Here is a 15,277-nt window from a genome sequence, read left to right as displayed (position 1 = left end):
ACCTCTTCGAGAAGTCAGGATTCAGAATTGCCCCGGAAGCGTCAGAGCAGGCTCTTGCAGGGCCGAGAGTTGTTCACGCAGGGACAGGATTTGGTCAGACCAGAAACGCGGCTGCGCAAACCATGGGAAAAAACGGGGGAATGCAGGGTCTTCCCAGCGCCTTGCCAGCCAGGCGCAGTGAGCAATTTGGCGATAGCAACGCAGAGGCTCGATCAGATGCCGTTCCCGGCGATCAAAATCCCGGAAGGTTTCGTAGCCTTCGAGTAGCTCGCCCAACTGGCTGCCGCGCTCATTAGCTTCGCCGTTCAATAACAGCCACATATCTTGCACGGCGGGGCCGGTGCGGCAGTCGTCTAAATCGACAAACAGCATGGCTTCGTCACGGCAAAGAATATTGCCGGCGTGGCAATCTCCGTGGATGCGGAGCGTGTTTACATCGCCGGCGTCTTCCATTCGCCGCTGGCAGCCTTCGATTAAATCCGGGATCAGGCTGTCCCAGGCGGGGCGAAGATCGTCAGGAATCCAGCCTCCGTTAATGAGTAATGCGTTGTGTTCTTCCAGCCCCCGAATCAGATCAAACCCCGGCCGATGCGCAAAGGTTTTAGTAGCGCCCAGATTGTGGATTTGGCCCAACCACTGGCCCAGGCGGTAGAGTGTATCGGTCACGCTGGTGTCGGGGGCTTGGCCGCCGCGCTGAGGAAATACCGCGAAACGGAAATCGCCATGACGACCTAGCGAGTCGCCGTTGCGCAATGCCAATGGCGCGACTACGGGGATGTCTGCTGCTTGCAGGTCCAGCGTGAATTCGTGTTCTTCGCGGATGGCGGCATCCGACCAGCGGCCGGGGCGGTAGAATTTCGCGATGACAGGAGAGCCTTCGTCCAGCCCGATTTGATAGACCCGGTTTTCATAACTGTTCAACGCAAACAGCCGTCCACTGACAGGGAAGCCGGCTTCTTCCATGGCATCCAGAATGGTATCCGGTTGCAGAGTGTCGTACGGATGGGGAGAAGCGGTTATGTCAGAAGACTCGTTTTGCATAGTAATCAGAAGGCCGAGTGTTGTTGTGACTTCATGAATTGTAAATGGTACCAGTTTTCATCCAGTTCCCAGCGCACGCGGTTAATGCTCGGCGATGCCAGAACAATGTCGCCAGCTCGCGCCTGCACCTGAGCCAGTTCCCGTTCCGCTTTTTGCCAGTCGCGATGGGTGTCGGCCAGATGTGTCATTCCGGGAAATACCACCGACAAGGCCTGCTGTGTTGAAAGGCTATGGGACCGCAGAGAGCTGATCGTGGCTGTATCGCCTTCTACCCGAAGCACCCGATGTTGATAAGGGTAGCTGGATACCACTTTGTCGGCTTTTAGTTGATCGTTCAGGCTGGTGACTTCAAAGCCACGCCAAGCAATCCAGCCCACAAAGAGTGCGGCGACGATCATTACCGTAAGAAACTGCTTCCTGTCGGACATTTTCCATGCTCCGTGCATCCGTTGCGCTTGGTGTAAAGTATAACGGTTCTGAAAGCTCAGGTAATGCAACGCTGGGCTATCTGGGTTAATTTCAGGCATTGGATCGGTTTGCGGGGCTTAAAATTGAATTCCGAAAGCTACAAAGTTCAAACGGTTGTCATTGGAGCCGGAGTTGTAGGCCTGGCCATTGCCCGTGAGCTGGCTCGTTCGGGGCGTGAGGTTTTGGTACTTGAAGCCGGGTCCCGATTTGGAGAAGGAACGTCTTCGCGCAATAGCGAAGTGATTCATGCCGGCATCTATTATCCGACCGGCTCCCTGAAAGCGATGCTTTGCGTGCGGGGCCGGGAGCTGCTTTATGAGTATTGTTCTAGCAGGATGGTGGGGCACCGGAAATGCGGCAAATGGATTGTGGCGTCTGACGATCGTCAGGCGGTGAAGCTGGATGCAATTTGTCGACAGGCACAGACAAATGGCGTTCGCCTACAGCAGGTGACCGGCGATGCCGTTCATGCGCAGTGCCCTGATGTGAAAGCCGCAGCGGGTTTGTGGTCTCCGGAAACCGGGATCATCGACGCTCACGGCTTGATGCTGTCGCTGCTGGGTGAGCTGGAAGATGCAGGTGGGCAGTTGGTGGTGAACAGCCCGGTGTTGGCTGTCGATAGCTCACATGGGGACCACCGTCTCACCGTAGGGGGTAAGGCGCCGGTTACCCTGATTGCCAATGAAGTGATTAATGCAACAGGGTTGGCTGCGCCGGGGCTTGCGGAGGGCTGGGGCGGGCTTTCCGGTTCAGCCAAACCGAAGCAATGGTTGGCCCGCGGCGTGTATTTCGCCTACAGCGGTACACACCCGTTCAAACATTTGATTTACCCCTTGCCCGAGCCGGGTGGGCTTGGCGTTCACCTGACGCTGGATTTAGCTGGGCAAGCCCGTTTTGGGCCGGACGTTGAATGGGTGGATTCGGAGGATTACACCGTGGATCCGAATCGGATTAGTGCTTTTGTTGAGGGCATTCGCCAGTGGTGGCCTTCAGTCGATGCGGGCCGGCTTCAGCCGGCTTATGCGGGTATTCGCCCCAAACTCGCAGGGCCCGATGGCAGCTTTGCCGACTTCCGAATTGACGGGCCCGAGGAGCATGGTCTTGCAGGGCTGGTTCATCTTTTCGGCATCGAGTCGCCGGGCCTGACTTCCTGCCTGGCAATTGCCGAATACGTTAAACAGCAGTTGAGTTAACCGGGCGTGCGGGCCAAAGCCCAGATTTGAATGTCTCGGGCACCAGCTTTCGATAATTCTTTGGCAAGTGCCCGCGTGGTTGCCCCTGTTGTCACCACGTCGTCAACAATGGCGACCCGCTCTGGAATCGGTCTACGAACCTCGAATACCGAGCTCAGATTCCGCAATCGTCCGTCTCGGCTGAGGCCCCGTTGAGCGCGCACTTTGCGTTTGCGCCGAACCGCTTGGCTTCCGACCGGGATTTTGAGGCGTCGCCCCAGGTATTCGGCAATGTCCTGTGATTGATTGAATCCGCGTTGCCATCGGCGCTGCCAGTGCATGGGCGCGGGAATCAGCAGTTCCGGCCGTTCAGAGTCGGTCAGGGTGCGATCCAGATAGTCACTGAAATCCGCGAGCAACGGCCGCGCGAACTTACGTTGGCCCTGATATTTGTAACGGCCGATCATGCTGTCTACAGGGAACTGATAACGCCAGGGAATCCGTGAGCGTGTGAAGGGTGGTGGTTGCGTAAGGCATTCGCCACAGAGCCTGACGGGGCCGGCAAAGGCGAGGGGCAGGGCGCAAGTCTCGCAATGCAATCGGTTGTGGGGAAGGTCGGCTCGACAGGGGGAGCACAGGCCTTGGAAAGCCCGTTTGTTCAAGCAAGTGACGCAGCGGCCGGTGGTCGCCTCTCTGTTAACCAAATGGTCCAATAAGGTTGACAGCGCTTTCAGTCTGTTTATCATCGTGGTTTATCCGTAAACCAAATACCTTGTGAAGGTTAACAGGACTTGAACATGACTGCTACTGCACTGCGACACGACTGGAGCCTTCAGGAGGCTCAAGAGCTTTTTAATCTCCCGTTTAATGATCTCTTGTTCCGCGCCCAGTCGGTGCATCGGGAACATTTTGATCCCAATGAGGTGCAGGTCAGTACGTTGCTGTCTATCAAGACCGGCGCCTGCCCGGAAGATTGTAAATATTGCCCCCAGAGCGGGCATTACAACACCGGCCTTGAAAAAGAAAAGTTGTTAGAGATTGAAAAGGTTGTCGCGGAGGCGCGAGCGGCGAAGCAAAAGGGCGCTTCACGGTTCTGCATGGGTGCGGCTTGGCGCAGCCCCTCAAAGAAAGATATGCCCTATGTTCTGGATATGGTTCAGCAGGTGAAGTCGCTGGGCCTGGAAACCTGTATGACGCTGGGCATGCTGAAAGAGGAAGAGGCCAAGGAACTGGCGGAAGCCGGTCTGGATTATTACAACCATAACCTGGATACCTCCGAGAAGTACTACAACCACATCATTACCACGCGTACCTACCAAGATCGCCTGGATACGCTGGATAACGTTCGCAAGGCCGGTATGAAGGTTTGCTGCGGCGGTATTCTGGGTATGGGTGAGGATGAGGATGACCGTGTGGGTCTGTTGGTTCAGTTGGCTAACTTGCCGCAGCATCCTGAGAGTGTACCGGTGAATATGTTGGTGAAGGTGAAGGGTACGCCGCTGGAAGATGTGGAAGATCTGGAGCCGTTCGATTTCATCCGGATGATTGCGGTGGCGCGTATTATGATGCCGGCTTCTCATGTTCGCCTGTCGGCCGGTCGTGAGCAGATGAATGAGCAGATGCAGTCGCTGTGTTTCCTGGCGGGTGCGAATTCGATTTTCTACGGGGAGAAGTTGCTGACAACCTCTAACCCGGAGGCGGATGCGGATATGCAGTTGTTCCGTAAGCTGGGTATTCGCCCGGAGCAGCGTGAGCAGTGTGCTACCGAGGAACAGCAGGAAGAGGAGTTGGCTGAAGCGGTTGAGTATGAGGCTACGCGGCATATGTTTTATGACGCTACTCGGGAATCTGCCTGATTTCCGGCTTTGGTGGTGTGTGAAGGTCTGACGGTGCTTTTCAGGACACGCTACGAGCACATCCATGTGCGCTTGTTTCAGGCCGTCCTTGGCCTTCAACAGTCCCGAAAAGCACCGCCAGACCTTCACGCCGAATTTGTTCGGGGAGTCAGTCGCCAAGTCTGACTCCTTTTTGTCCGGTTTATCTTTGCCCTGACCTTGTGGTGTGCCGTCTTTATGCGCGATTTTGCACTTGAGATTGAACAGCGGAAACACGCGGGACTGTATCGGACCCGTCGTTTGGTCTCTGGCCCGCAACAGCCGGAGTTAACCGCAGATGGTCAGGCGTTGTTGTCGTTTTGTAGCAACGATTATCTGGGCCTGGCCAATCACCCCGACAATATTGAAGCGCTTAAGAACGCCTTGCCCGAGACCGGGCTGGGTGGGGCTGCGTCTCATCTTGTGTGTGGTCATCACGACGCTCACCACCAATTGGAGCAACGGCTGGCCGAGTTTACCCGGCGCAGTAGCGCGTTGTTCTTTTCCACCGGTTACATGGCCAATTTGGGTGTGATTTCGGCGTTGGTGGGGCGGGGCGATACGGTTTTTTCAGATCGTCTGAATCATGCTTCGATCATCGATGGCTGCATTCTCAGCCGGGCTCGGGTTCGGCGTTATGCGCACGGGGATGTGGCGGCGTTGGAAACCATGTTGGCCGACACGTCGGGTCACAAGGTGGTGGTGACCGATGGTGTCTTCAGCATGGACGGTGATGTGGCGCCGTTGAAGGCGTTGGCTCGGGTTTGTAAGGCTCACGATGCCTTGTTGGTGGTGGATGATGCCCACGGTATCGGTGTCCTTGGTCCGCAGGGGCGGGGCAGTGTGCTGGAGGCGGGGTTGTCCGAGGACGAGGTGCCGGTTTTGATTGGTACCTTGGGTAAGGCTGTTGGCACCAGTGGTGCCTTTGTGGCTGGGCCGGAGGTGTTGATGGATTATCTGGTTCAGAAGGCCCGAACGTACATTTACACGACCGCGATGCCGCCTGCGATGGCGATTGCGACTTGTGCCAGCCTGAACTTGATTGAGTCCGACGATCAACGGCGGGCCCACTTGAATGAATTGATTGTCCGTTTTCGTGAGGGCGCGCAAGCGCTGGGGTACGAGTTGATGCCGTCTTATACGCCCATTCAGCCGATCATGATCGGGGGTAATGAGGAAGCTTTGGCTCTGAGTCAGGCTTTGGAGCAGCAGGGCGTGATGGTTACCGCCATTCGGCCGCCAACGGTACCGGAAGGGCAGGCTAGATTACGGGTGACTTTGAGTGCAGCGCATAGCCACGAGCACGTTGATCGTTTATTGGGGGCCCTTTCGGAGTGTCGGACGTTGCGGGGTTTCAGAGATTCGGAGCAGGTAGCGGCGCTATGAACATGTTTAATGACTTAACCATCGCTACTGGCGCGGATGGCGGTACCGGGACCAAAGCGTCGATTGCCTCGGGATTTGGCGGCGCGAGCCAAACGTATGACAGTGCGTCTCGATTGCAAAAGACGATGGGCGACACCATGTTGTCGCGCATTCCGGATGCTTTCAAAGCGGAGTCGATTCTTGATTTGGGTTGCGGTACCGGTTGGTTTACCCGAAAGCTGGCAACACGTTATCCCGCGGCTTGTGTAACCGGAGCTGATTTGTCTCCGGGCATGTTGGCGCAAGCGGAGGCGGCTACAGAGTTCCGTGGTGTTAACTGGCTGAATGCCGATGCGGAGCAGTTGCCGCTGGCGGACGAGAGTGTTGATTTGGTCTTCAGCAACCTGATGGTGCAGTGGAGCCAGAAGCCCGAGGCTGTGCTGGCGGAATGTAGCCGAGTGCTGCGCCCGGGCGGTTTACTGGTGATGTCTACCTTGGTGGATGGCACTTTACGAGAGCTCAAGCAAGCGTGGGCGAAAGCAGACCCGGGGCAGGCGCACGTGAATCGGTTTGTTCCGGCAGAGCAATGGCGCAGCCTGACGAGCGCGGTGCTTGCAGGGTCGGCGCTGGATTTGGCGCCGATACGTTTGCGCTATGAGACACCTATGGCGCTCAATCGGGAACTGAAGCATTTGGGAGCGGTATTCAAAGGGGAAGAGCGGCGTCGGACGGCGACCGCACCGGGCCGTTTCCGGGCTATGTGCAGGGCTTATCCGGGCGTGCGCTCTGGCCAGGTTTTCGCGACATACGAGGCCGGTTGGTTGAGCTGGCAAAAGCCCATAGCAGGATAAATACCATGGCAAAGAAAACGTATTTCGTAACGGGCACTGATACAGAGGTGGGCAAAACCATCGTCAGCGCTTCGATCCTCGAGGCCGCCAAGGCGCTGGGTAAACGCACCATTGCCATGAAACCGATTGCTTCTGGTTGTGAGCAAACACCGGAAGGGCTTCGGAACGAAGATGCGCTGATGCTGCAAGCTGCAGTCACAGAGTCCATTGCTTACGATGTGATTAATCCAGTTGCCTTGGAGCCCGCGATTGCGCCTCATGTCGCGGCGGTTCAAGCGGGTAAGCAGATCAGTGCCCAGCGTTTGATCGGTTTTTGTCGCGGTCTGCAGATGCAACCCGCGGACGTGATGCTTATCGAAGGGGCTGGAGGTTGGCGGGTGCCGTTAAATGATCGCGAAACCTACGCGTCGGTGCCCCGTGAGATGGGCTTGGGCGTGATCATGGTGGTGCCGCTGAAGCTTGGCTGTATCAATCATGCCATGCTGACGGCAGAAGCTATTCGTGCAGATGGTTTAACCGTGGCTGGTTGGGTCGCAAACCACCCCGAAGCCGATCCGATGAGTTGTGAAGAAGAGACCCTCAATTATTTGGTCACGCATCTTGAGGCGCCCTGTTTGGGTATTTTGCCCTATGTTGACGAGGTGCCGGTGGCCGATATGCCAGCCGTTTTGGCCAGATACCTAAATGTGTCTCCGTTGTTTGAAAATTGACCAGATATATGCGTTAATTGAGTCAATTGTCTGCCACGGGGACTCTCCTCCATGATCAATAACACTCTCGGTATCGGTATTCAGGGCATCCAGGACGGCATGGCCGGGATGGATAACGCCGCTCGAAAAATCGCGCGAGGTGGTGTTGATGGTCCGCAAGGCAGCGCAGAGGGCGCAGGCAATCTTGCTGAGCCCATGATTGAGCTGAATCTTTACAAGCGAAGTGTCGAGGCTTCGGCGCAAGTTGTTAAAACGGCGGATGAGACGATAGGCACTCTGCTGGACATCATGGTCTGAGCTGCGGATATTGCCCGTGAACATATCTCCCTCAGTTTCTTCTGTTTTCCCGTCTTTGGGCAGTGTCTCAGGGGCCGGGTCTGTTGGCCCTGCGGTCACGGGCTCTTCAAACGTGCCGGGGGAAGCATCCCCGAGCGGTGAAGGAGCGGCGGTGCGGGCTCCGGAGCAAACCTCCGAGGATAAATCCGCAGGCTCATCGAGCGAAAACCCAAGGCAAGAAACAGAGAATCCCCAAGGGTTGACCGAGTCCGAGCTGAAAGAGCTCTCCGAACTCAAAGCCCGCGATCGTGAGGTTCGTGCTCACGAGGCTGCGCACCAAGCGGTGGGTGGGCAGCACGCCGGAGCTATTTCCTATTCCTATGAACGTGGCCCCGATGGCGCTCAATACGCAGTCGGGGGCGAAGTGCCCATTGATGTCTCTCCGGTGGCCGGAGATCCTCAGGCAACGATCGAGAAAATGCGCGTTGTTCGTGCTGCCGCTATGGCACCAGCACAACCCTCATCACAGGATCGTGCGGTGGCCGCGCAAGCGATGCAAACCATGTTGCAGGCTCAGGTAGAGCTGAGTAGTGGTGACAACGAGAACGCCAATATCGACGGCGGTTCTGATGAGGTCGGGCAAGATCGAAATGCCCAAGACACCCCGTCGCGTCAAGCCACAGAAGCCTATCAAAATGTGTCCGCTATGCAGGGTTACGGGTTTGACTCGGATTCTGCCACTTCAATTTTTGTGTGATTCCTTCCTCACGTTAAGACCCTGAACGCGAAAGGCATATCGGGTTTTCTGATCTGTTTTTGTTACGTTTGAGAACACAAAGCACGACAAAATTGACGCAATTCTCTTGACAATTCTGTGCTCCAAAACGTATGTTTCAAACAAGTGTTTAATTAAGGCTGTGAAGCGCAAGCTTCATGGTGTCTGAGCAAACCACGGTATAGCTGCAACAACTTCAGCTGCAACCAACATTGAGGTGGATTCAATGCCTGAGTACAAAGCGCCCCTGCGTGATATCAAATTTGTAATGAACGAGCTGCTCGACAGCGAGACCCACTACGCCAATTTGGAAGGCGCTGAAGACGCAACTCCGGATATGGTTGATGCCATCATCCAGGAAGGTGCGAAGTTTGCTGAACAGGTACTGTCTCCGCTGAACGCGGTAGGTGACCGTGAAGGTTGTACCTGGAGCGAAGACGGCGTTAAAACGCCGACTGGCTTCAAAGAAGCTTACGATAAGTACGTAGAAGGCGGTTGGCCATCACTGGCGGCTGACGCTAACTACGGCGGCCAGGGCCTGCCTGATTCCCTCGGCATCGTGATGAGCGAGCTGAACGGTACCGCAAACTGGTCTTGGGGCATGTACCCGGGCCTGAGCCACGGTGCGATCAACACTCTGGAAGCGCACGGTACTGAAGAGCAGAAGCAGACTTACCTGACCAAAATGATCAGCGGTGAGTGGACCGGCACCATGTGCTTGACCGAAGCTCACTGTGGTTCTGACCTGGGCACCTTGCGTACCAAAGCAGAGCCTAACGCTGACGGTTCTTACAGCATCTCCGGCACCAAGATCTTTATCTCTGCCGGTGAGCACGACATGACCGAGAACATCGTTCACATCGTTCTGGCTCGTCTGCCGGGCGCACCTGAAGGTACCAAGGGCATCTCCCTGTTTATCGTACCCAAGTGCCTGCCGAATGAAGACGGTTCTGCCGGTGAGCGTAACGCTGTTTCTTGTGGTTCCATCGAGCACAAGATGGGTATCCACGGTAACGCGACTTGCGTGATGAACTTCGACGGTGCCAAAGGCTGGTTGATCGGACCTGAGAACAAAGGTCTGAACTGCATGTTCACCTTCATGAACACCGCCCGTATCGGTACGGCTATCCAGGGTCTGGGTGCTGCCGAGCTGGCATTCCAGGGTTCACTGGCTTACGCCAAAGACCGTCTGGCGATGCGTTCACTGAGCGGCGCGAAGAACCCGGAAGGCATTGCCGACCCGATCATCGTTCACCCTGACGTGCGTCGCATGCTGCTGACTCAGAAAGCGGTAGCTGAAGGTGCTCGTGCTCTGATTTACCTGACTGCGCAGAAGGCCGATCTGGTCGCTCGTGGCAAGACGGACGAAGAGCGCAAAACAGCCGATGAAGCGCTGGGCTTCCTGACCCCGATCGCCAAAGCGTTCCTGACCGAAATCGGTTACGAAGCTGCAAACCTGGGTATGCAGGTATTCGGTGGCCACGGTTTCATCTCCGAATGGGGCATGGAGCAGAACGTACGTGATGCCCGTATCGGCATGATTTACGAAGGCACTACCGGTATTCAGGCGCTGGACTTGTTGGGCCGTAAGGTTCTGATGACTCAGGGCGAGTCTCTGAAGACCTTCACCAAGCAGGTGCACGTATTCTGCAAAGAAAATGCCGACAACGAGCAGCTGAAGCAGTTCATCGAGCCGCTGGCAGCGATCAACAAAGAGTGGGGCGACCTGACCATGAAAGTGGGCATGGCCGCTATGAAGAACCGTGAAGAAGTGGGTTCTGCTTCCGTTGACTACCTGATGTACTCCGGCTACGCCGTGTTTGCATACCTGTGGGCCCAAATGGCCAAGGTTGCTCAGGAAAAGCTGGAAGAAGGCACCACTGAAGAAGCGTTCTACACTGCCAAGCTGCAGACTGCACGTTTCTACTTCACCCGCATGCTGCCGCGTACCAAGACTCACGCAGCAACCATGTTGGCCGGTGCAGACACTCTGCTGGATATGCCGGAAGAAAACTTCGCCCTTTAAGGCTGAGGTTGCTATCTGATTGATAGTGCAAAAAAAGCCCGTTCTCTGTGAAGAGGCGGGCTTTTTTCATGAGTTTGAGGTCGGTATTAAGGTAGAATACCCACCACAGAATAATAACCTTTATATGGACACATTGCCGATCGGGCGCATATAGCTGAGCCTTCCGCAGAAGGCCATAGTTCAAGCGTGCCCCCGAAGAGACTGACTGATTTTCTGGAGAGTTATACATGGCTGATTATCAAGCCCCCCTTCGTGATATGAGTTTCGTGCTGAACGAAATGTTTGATGCGCCTGCTTTGTGGGCCTCGCTGCCAAGAATTGCAGAAAACGTCGATCCGGAAACGGCCGATGCCATTCTGGAAGAAGCTGGCAAAATCACCAGCGGCGTTCTGGCCCCTTTAAACCGCGAAGCCGACGAGCAAGGCTGTAAGTGGGACGAAGGCGAAGTGACAAGCCCGGAAGGCTTCAAAGAAGCTTACCAAACCATCGTAGAAGGTGGATGGAACGGACTGGGCGGTAATCCGGAATTCGGCGGCATGGGCATGCCAAAAACTCTGGTCGCACAGTTTGAAGAAATGATGCAGGGTGCCAACATGGCTTTTGGCCTGGCTCCCATGCTGACAGCGGGTGCCTGCCTGGCGTTGAACGCCCACGGCAGCCAGGAACTAAAAGAAAAGTACCTGCCGAACATGTACTCCGGCGTTTGGTCTGGCGCGATGGACCTGACCGAGCCGCACGCCGGTACTGACCTGGGTATCATCCGCACCAAAGCTGAGCCAAACGACGACGGCTCCTTTAACATCACTGGCACCAAGATCTTCATCACTTGGGGCGAGCACGACATGGCGGAGAACATCATCCACCTGGTGTTGGCCAAGTTGCCGGATGCGCCTAAAGGTCCGAAGGGTATCTCCTTGTTCCTGGTTCCGAAGTTCATGGTTAACGATGACGGTTCTTTGGGTGAGCGTAACCAGTTCAGCTGTGGCTCCATTGAAAAGAAAATGGGCATCAAAGGTTCCGCGACCTGCGTCATGAACTTTGACGGCGCCAAAGGCTGGTTGGTTGGCGAAGAAAACAAAGGCCTGAACGCCATGTTCACCATGATGAACTACGAGCGTCTGGGTGTAGGTATCCAGGGTGTTGGTGCTGCGGAAGCCTCCCTGCAAAGTGCTCGTGAATACGCCAACGAGCGTATCCAGAGCCGTGCGCCGACTGGTGCCCAGCAGCCTGAAAAAGCCGCTGACCCGATTCTGGTCCACCCAGACGTGCGTCGCATGCTTTTGACCATGAAGAGCTACGTTGAAGGCGGTCGGGCTTTCTCCACCTACGTGGCCAAGTGGTTGGACATCTCCAAGTACTCCGACAACGACGAACAGCGCAAGCACGCGGAAGGCATGGTGGCTTTGCTGACACCGGTTGCCAAAGCGTTCCTGACCGACCGTGGTCTGGAAACCACCATCATCGGACAGCAAGTCTTCGGTGGCCACGGCTTCATCCGTGAGTGGGGCCAGGAGCAATTGGTTCGTGACTGCCGCATCACCCAGATCTACGAAGGCACCAACGGTATCCAGGCAATGGACCTGATGGGCCGTAAAGTTGTAGCAAGCCAGGGCAAGCTGTTCGAACTCTTCGCAGAAGATGTAAGCGCATTCATCGAAGAAAACAGCAGTGACGAAGCCTTGCGCCCCTACCTGGAGCCGCTGGCGGCTTCCTTGGAGCGACTGGCAGATACCACCGAACACGTGATCAAGCAGGCTGCTGAAAACCCCAACGCCATCGGCGCTGCGGCAGTGGACTACCTGGACATGTTCGGTTACACCGCACTGGCCTACATGTGGGCGAAAGCGGTTAAAGCAGCTGCACCGAAAGCAGAAGGCGACACTTCCGGTTTCTACACCGGCAAGCTGAAAACAGCACGTTTCTACTTCGAGCGTCTGTTGCCGAAAGCTGTGTCACTGGCTGAAGGTATCCGCAGTGGCAGCGATGCCATGATGGCGCTGGATGCTAACGAAATCTAAAACGATTTCGTAAGTTCAGAAAGTGAAAAAGCAGGCCCTGGTGGCCTGCTTTTTTTTTGTGGGCGCAAAGAACGCGGTATGGGCGAGGGTGCGAGGTACAGCTCTCCGAAACCTTGCGAAGCCATGGATGGCGAAGCAGAGCGTACAAGGACGTATTCACAGCGTGTTTCGGAGAGCTGTACCTCGTGCCCTCGCGAACTCGCAAGCTAAAATCAAAGGCGGTTGATCAGGTCCGGATTGGTCACGAACGGATTCTCATTACCCTGAATCTCTGCAACTCGACGGTGCCTAGTCAGTTCCTTATCATCTGGCGGATCAAGCTGGCTCCAGCTCTGGAACACCGGAGTCGCCCCCAGCCACGGCAAGCCGTAGGTCTCCACCATGTAAGCCATCGTGCGAGCTACATCACCCTTGATTCGCTCAGCCGGCTCAAAGAACTGATTGTTCGTGCGAATACCGCACTCATCCCTCTCGAGAGTCGTACTCAAATTCTCATAACGAGCCGTCCGCCGCTTCAACTCCACCCGGCTGCGAACCGGCACCATATTGTGTAAATCCGACGCAATCTGGCGATAGCGATTGTCGCGCTTGCACTGAGATGTCGTTCCGCAGTCCAGCGCGGTGCGAATATCCGCGAGCGGATAAATATGCCCGTCGGTCATCACAAAACCTTTGGACTTGAACGGCTCGTCACAGAAAAAAGACGAGCCGCCGTTTGCATAGAGATTGCCCCAAAACTCATTCTTCACCACCGATTCAGGGTCACTGAACCGAGTGTTTTGAGCAATCACCATGCCGGCTGAAAGGGCGATAGCAAGTGTCGTGGGTATGGCTATTGTTTTTTTCATGGTCCCTGTGCCTCACATCGTACATCGAGTGCCTGGGCCAATTGGAGAACTGGCTGATGGCTAAATGATCAGGTCGCCGAAATTATGACAGTGTGATCATTTATTAATGTGAAGTATGACACAGTGGCAGTTTGCTGGAAGCGTGTTTGGCCTGATTAATGTGTATGTTTGTTACACGTATTGCTAAGAGTGACAGCACGTTGCGGTCGGTAGTAATTCGTGACAGGGGCGTCAGAAAAGGTCGTATACCGGTGTTTTGGAAAGTGGGATCAGCTGGCGCCGGCAAGCAGAGCAGATAAATCCCTGAGGTGATGCCAGGCTGGCAAGTCTCCGTAACCCTTGGCGGCTCGGTCGGTGGTGCTGCATAGCTGAATGGCGCGGTGTAATTGCGCGAGGCTGAGCCGACGCGCGGCCTGTTGAATGGCACCGGCGCGCTTGGGCTGGAACACCCCGCGTTTTTTAAGAAAACCTGAAGGATTATCGCCGGGGGGTAAGGCTGTTTTTAGTTCGATGATCAGGTGCAGGTCACGAACCAATACGCTCAAAAGTCCCAGGGGATTTTCGCCTTCCTGTTGCAGGATGCCGATGATCTTTCCAGCATGTGCTGCTTTGCCGGCAAGCAGTTCAGTAACCAGCTCGAAACCGTTGAACCGGGCGCTGTCTTGTACCGCCATCTCGATGGTTTCTTCATCGATGGTTTTGCCATCAGACAGCAGGGTCAGTCGGTCCAGCTCTTGGCTCGCGGCAAGCAGGTTGCCTTCCAGGCGTTCGGCCAACATCGCCAAAGCGCCACGGGTAATGTGCAAGCCCTGATTGCTGGCCCGCTGTTGCAGCCACCCGGTAAATTTGTCCGAATCGACAGGCCAAACTGGCACATGCACACCATTGGCCTGTAAATCTTTGTACCACTTGCGCTTGGTTTCCGCAGCATCAAGTTTGGCGCTGATCAGCAGCAGGATAACGTCTTCAGGCGGGGACTGGAGAATCTGCTCCATCACCTTTCGGCCATCACCGAGCTTGCCTGTGGGCAAGTGGATTTCGATGCGCCGTTTCTCGGCAAACAGAGACATGGCATTGCATTCGTTAGCCACCGAGCCCCAGTCCAGTTGTTGGTCAGCGTGGTAGGTCAAGCGGTCATGAAAACCCGCACTCTTGGCGGCCTTGCGTATTTGGTCGCAGCATTCCTGAACCAACAGGGGTTCATCGCCCGAGACAAGGTAAACCGGTGCAAGACCCTTTTTTAACGTTTGAGGGAGTTGGCCGGCTTGAATCTTCATGGCGACTCGGAAGGCTTTTGGTTGGCTGCGTGAGCTTCGAGGGCCGCGTCGATGCGTTCTTGAGTCATCGGTACTAACCGGAAAATAACCTGTTGGGCGAGTCGGTCACCGAGTTGCTGTTGCAGTTCTTCTTCTTCTCGCTGCTTGGCGAGTACGTTGGTTTCATCGTAGCGATATGTTTCGCTAGCCGTCAGATCCGTCGCAGCGATGAGCGGGATTTGGTTTGCCGTGAGTAATTCGATGGTCACACTGTGGCGCAGAATGTACTCGGCGGCAGACGCCTGGGCGGTGATGGCCGAGGCCCGACGATCCTGACTGTAATCCCGAAGCGTCAGCACGTAATCCGCTGACTCTTTGGGTTGCAGCTCAATACCGCCCAATGAAAGTTGCTCGCGAACTGACTCGCAGAAACGGGCAGGTAAGGCGTTTGGACAATCAACGGCCAGCGGCTGTAACGCCGCCGGTACCGGCGAGGTGCCCCGTAGCTGAAACCCACAGCCGGAAACGACGGCGGCGGTCAGTGCCGCAAGAAGCGGCAACCGAAGCGTTTTCAGTGTCAGAGGCACCCATCTCATA

Annotated in this window: 15 protein-coding genes; 9 read left to right on the top strand and 6 right to left on the bottom strand. The window is 55.7% G+C overall.

Annotated elements, in window-relative coordinates; genetic code table 11:
* Nucleotides 1–21: 21 nt before the first annotated feature.
* Both DOQ08_RS06765 and DOQ08_RS06760 read right to left on the bottom strand, forming a co-directional pair.
* On the bottom strand, nt 22–1,041 hold the full coding sequence (locus tag DOQ08_RS06765) for a serine/threonine protein kinase (RefSeq protein WP_114334152.1): 1,020 nt from the start codon (nt 1,039–1,041) through the stop codon (nt 22–24).
* Nucleotides 1,042–1,046: 5 nt separating this feature from the next.
* Nucleotides 1,047–1,469, bottom strand: a complete 423-nt coding sequence (locus DOQ08_RS06760) for a hypothetical protein (RefSeq protein WP_114334151.1) — start codon at nt 1,467–1,469, stop codon at nt 1,047–1,049.
* Nucleotides 1,470–1,592: 123 nt separating this feature from the next.
* Between DOQ08_RS06760 and DOQ08_RS06755 the strand changes: the two genes are divergently transcribed.
* Nucleotides 1,593–2,702 (top strand): NAD(P)/FAD-dependent oxidoreductase, encoded by a 1,110-nt coding sequence (locus DOQ08_RS06755; protein ID WP_227537536.1) that lies wholly within the window; start codon nt 1,593–1,595, stop codon nt 2,700–2,702.
* Here DOQ08_RS06755 and DOQ08_RS06750 read toward each other — a convergent pair.
* Nucleotides 2,699–3,427, bottom strand: coding sequence for a ComF family protein (locus tag DOQ08_RS06750; protein ID WP_114334149.1), 729 nt, complete (start codon nt 3,425–3,427; stop codon nt 2,699–2,701). The two genes, DOQ08_RS06755 and DOQ08_RS06750, sit on opposite strands and share 4 nt — an antisense overlap.
* A gap of 51 nt (nt 3,428–3,478) precedes the next feature.
* Between DOQ08_RS06750 and bioB the strand changes: the two genes are divergently transcribed.
* The 8 genes from bioB (at nt 3,479) to DOQ08_RS06710 (ending at nt 12,576) form a co-directional block, all read left to right on the top strand.
* Nucleotides 3,479–4,537 carry a biotin synthase BioB gene (bioB, locus tag DOQ08_RS06745; protein WP_114334148.1) on the top strand — a complete coding sequence of 353 codons (1,059 nt, stop codon included), beginning with the start codon at nt 3,479–3,481 and terminating at the stop codon, nt 4,535–4,537.
* 216 nt (nt 4,538–4,753) lie between these two features.
* A complete protein-coding gene (bioF, locus tag DOQ08_RS06740) occupies nt 4,754–5,941 on the top strand; it encodes an 8-amino-7-oxononanoate synthase (protein WP_114334147.1) in 1,188 nt (395 codons plus the stop codon).
* Nucleotides 5,938–6,771 (top strand): malonyl-ACP O-methyltransferase BioC, encoded by an 834-nt coding sequence (gene bioC, locus DOQ08_RS06735; protein WP_114334146.1) that lies wholly within the window; start codon nt 5,938–5,940, stop codon nt 6,769–6,771. The genes bioF and bioC overlap by 4 nt, the downstream gene beginning before the upstream one ends.
* Before the next feature lie 5 nt (nt 6,772–6,776).
* Complete coding sequence (gene bioD, locus DOQ08_RS06730) at nt 6,777–7,481, top strand: dethiobiotin synthase (RefSeq protein WP_114334145.1); 705 nt, start codon at nt 6,777–6,779, stop codon at nt 7,479–7,481.
* 51 nt (nt 7,482–7,532) lie between these two features.
* Nucleotides 7,533–7,778, top strand: a complete 246-nt coding sequence (locus DOQ08_RS06725; RefSeq protein WP_114334144.1) for a flagellar basal body rod C-terminal domain-containing protein — start codon at nt 7,533–7,535, stop codon at nt 7,776–7,778.
* A 16-nt stretch (nt 7,779–7,794) separates the two neighbouring features.
* Nucleotides 7,795–8,514, top strand: coding sequence for a putative metalloprotease CJM1_0395 family protein (locus tag DOQ08_RS06720; RefSeq protein ID WP_206074800.1), 720 nt, complete (start codon nt 7,795–7,797; stop codon nt 8,512–8,514).
* A 244-nt stretch (nt 8,515–8,758) separates the two neighbouring features.
* Complete coding sequence (locus DOQ08_RS06715; RefSeq protein ID WP_114334142.1) at nt 8,759–10,558, top strand: acyl-CoA dehydrogenase C-terminal domain-containing protein; 1,800 nt, start codon at nt 8,759–8,761, stop codon at nt 10,556–10,558.
* A 227-nt stretch (nt 10,559–10,785) separates the two neighbouring features.
* Nucleotides 10,786–12,576, top strand: coding sequence for an acyl-CoA dehydrogenase C-terminal domain-containing protein (locus DOQ08_RS06710; RefSeq protein ID WP_114334141.1), 1,791 nt, complete (start codon nt 10,786–10,788; stop codon nt 12,574–12,576).
* Nucleotides 12,577–12,788: 212 nt separating this feature from the next.
* Here DOQ08_RS06710 and DOQ08_RS06705 read toward each other — a convergent pair whose 3' ends face one another.
* From DOQ08_RS06705 to DOQ08_RS06695, 3 genes are all read right to left on the bottom strand, one after another.
* Nucleotides 12,789–13,424: an endonuclease gene (locus tag DOQ08_RS06705; protein WP_114334140.1), complete on the bottom strand. Its 636-nt coding sequence runs from the start codon at nt 13,422–13,424 to the stop codon at nt 12,789–12,791.
* A gap of 269 nt (nt 13,425–13,693) precedes the next feature.
* The gene (gene holA, locus DOQ08_RS06700) at nt 13,694–14,701 is read right to left on the bottom strand and encodes a DNA polymerase III subunit delta (RefSeq protein ID WP_114334139.1); all 1,008 of its coding nucleotides are present in this window, start codon (nt 14,699–14,701) and stop codon (nt 13,694–13,696) included.
* Entirely contained in the window at nt 14,698–15,276 is a 579-nt protein-coding gene (locus DOQ08_RS06695; protein WP_114334138.1) for an LPS-assembly lipoprotein LptE, read from the bottom strand. Before DOQ08_RS06695 ends, holA begins: the two co-directional genes overlap by 4 nt.
* Between the last annotated feature and the right edge of the window lies 1 nt (nt 15,277).

It is taken from the genome of Marinobacter litoralis (assembly GCF_003336705.1).
GTDB classification, from domain to species: Bacteria; Pseudomonadota; Gammaproteobacteria; order Pseudomonadales; family Oleiphilaceae; genus Marinobacter; species Marinobacter litoralis.
Note: the sequence above shows the minus strand (reverse complement) of the source record. Positions and strands in the feature narration are given on the sequence as shown.

What these genes read in the sequence shown, in the direction of transcription:
- bioD (WP_114334145.1), top strand. Translation starts at nt 6,777, where the DNA reads ATGGCAAAGAAAACGTATTTCGTAACGGGCACTGATACAGAGGTGGGC.
- DOQ08_RS06715 (WP_114334142.1), top strand. Translation starts at nt 8,759, where the DNA reads ATGCCTGAGTACAAAGCGCCCCTGCGTGATATCAAATTTGTAATGAAC.
- bioB (WP_114334148.1), top strand. Translation starts at nt 3,479, where the DNA reads ATGACTGCTACTGCACTGCGACACGACTGGAGCCTTCAGGAGGCTCAA.
- DOQ08_RS06695 (WP_114334138.1), bottom strand. Translation starts at nt 15,276, where the DNA reads ATGAGATGGGTGCCTCTGACACTGAAAACGCTTCGGTTGCCGCTTCTT.
- DOQ08_RS06750 (WP_114334149.1), bottom strand. Translation starts at nt 3,427, where the DNA reads ATGATAAACAGACTGAAAGCGCTGTCAACCTTATTGGACCATTTGGTT.
- holA (WP_114334139.1), bottom strand. Translation starts at nt 14,701, where the DNA reads ATGAAGATTCAAGCCGGCCAACTCCCTCAAACGTTAAAAAAGGGTCTT.
- DOQ08_RS06765 (WP_114334152.1), bottom strand. Translation starts at nt 1,041, where the DNA reads ATGCAAAACGAGTCTTCTGACATAACCGCTTCTCCCCATCCGTACGAC.
- bioC (WP_114334146.1), top strand. Translation starts at nt 5,938, where the DNA reads ATGAACATGTTTAATGACTTAACCATCGCTACTGGCGCGGATGGCGGT.
- DOQ08_RS06725 (WP_114334144.1), top strand. Translation starts at nt 7,533, where the DNA reads ATGATCAATAACACTCTCGGTATCGGTATTCAGGGCATCCAGGACGGC.
- DOQ08_RS06760 (WP_114334151.1), bottom strand. Translation starts at nt 1,469, where the DNA reads ATGTCCGACAGGAAGCAGTTTCTTACGGTAATGATCGTCGCCGCACTC.
- DOQ08_RS06705 (WP_114334140.1), bottom strand. Translation starts at nt 13,424, where the DNA reads ATGAAAAAAACAATAGCCATACCCACGACACTTGCTATCGCCCTTTCA.
- bioF (WP_114334147.1), top strand. Translation starts at nt 4,754, where the DNA reads ATGCGCGATTTTGCACTTGAGATTGAACAGCGGAAACACGCGGGACTG.
- DOQ08_RS06710 (WP_114334141.1), top strand. Translation starts at nt 10,786, where the DNA reads ATGGCTGATTATCAAGCCCCCCTTCGTGATATGAGTTTCGTGCTGAAC.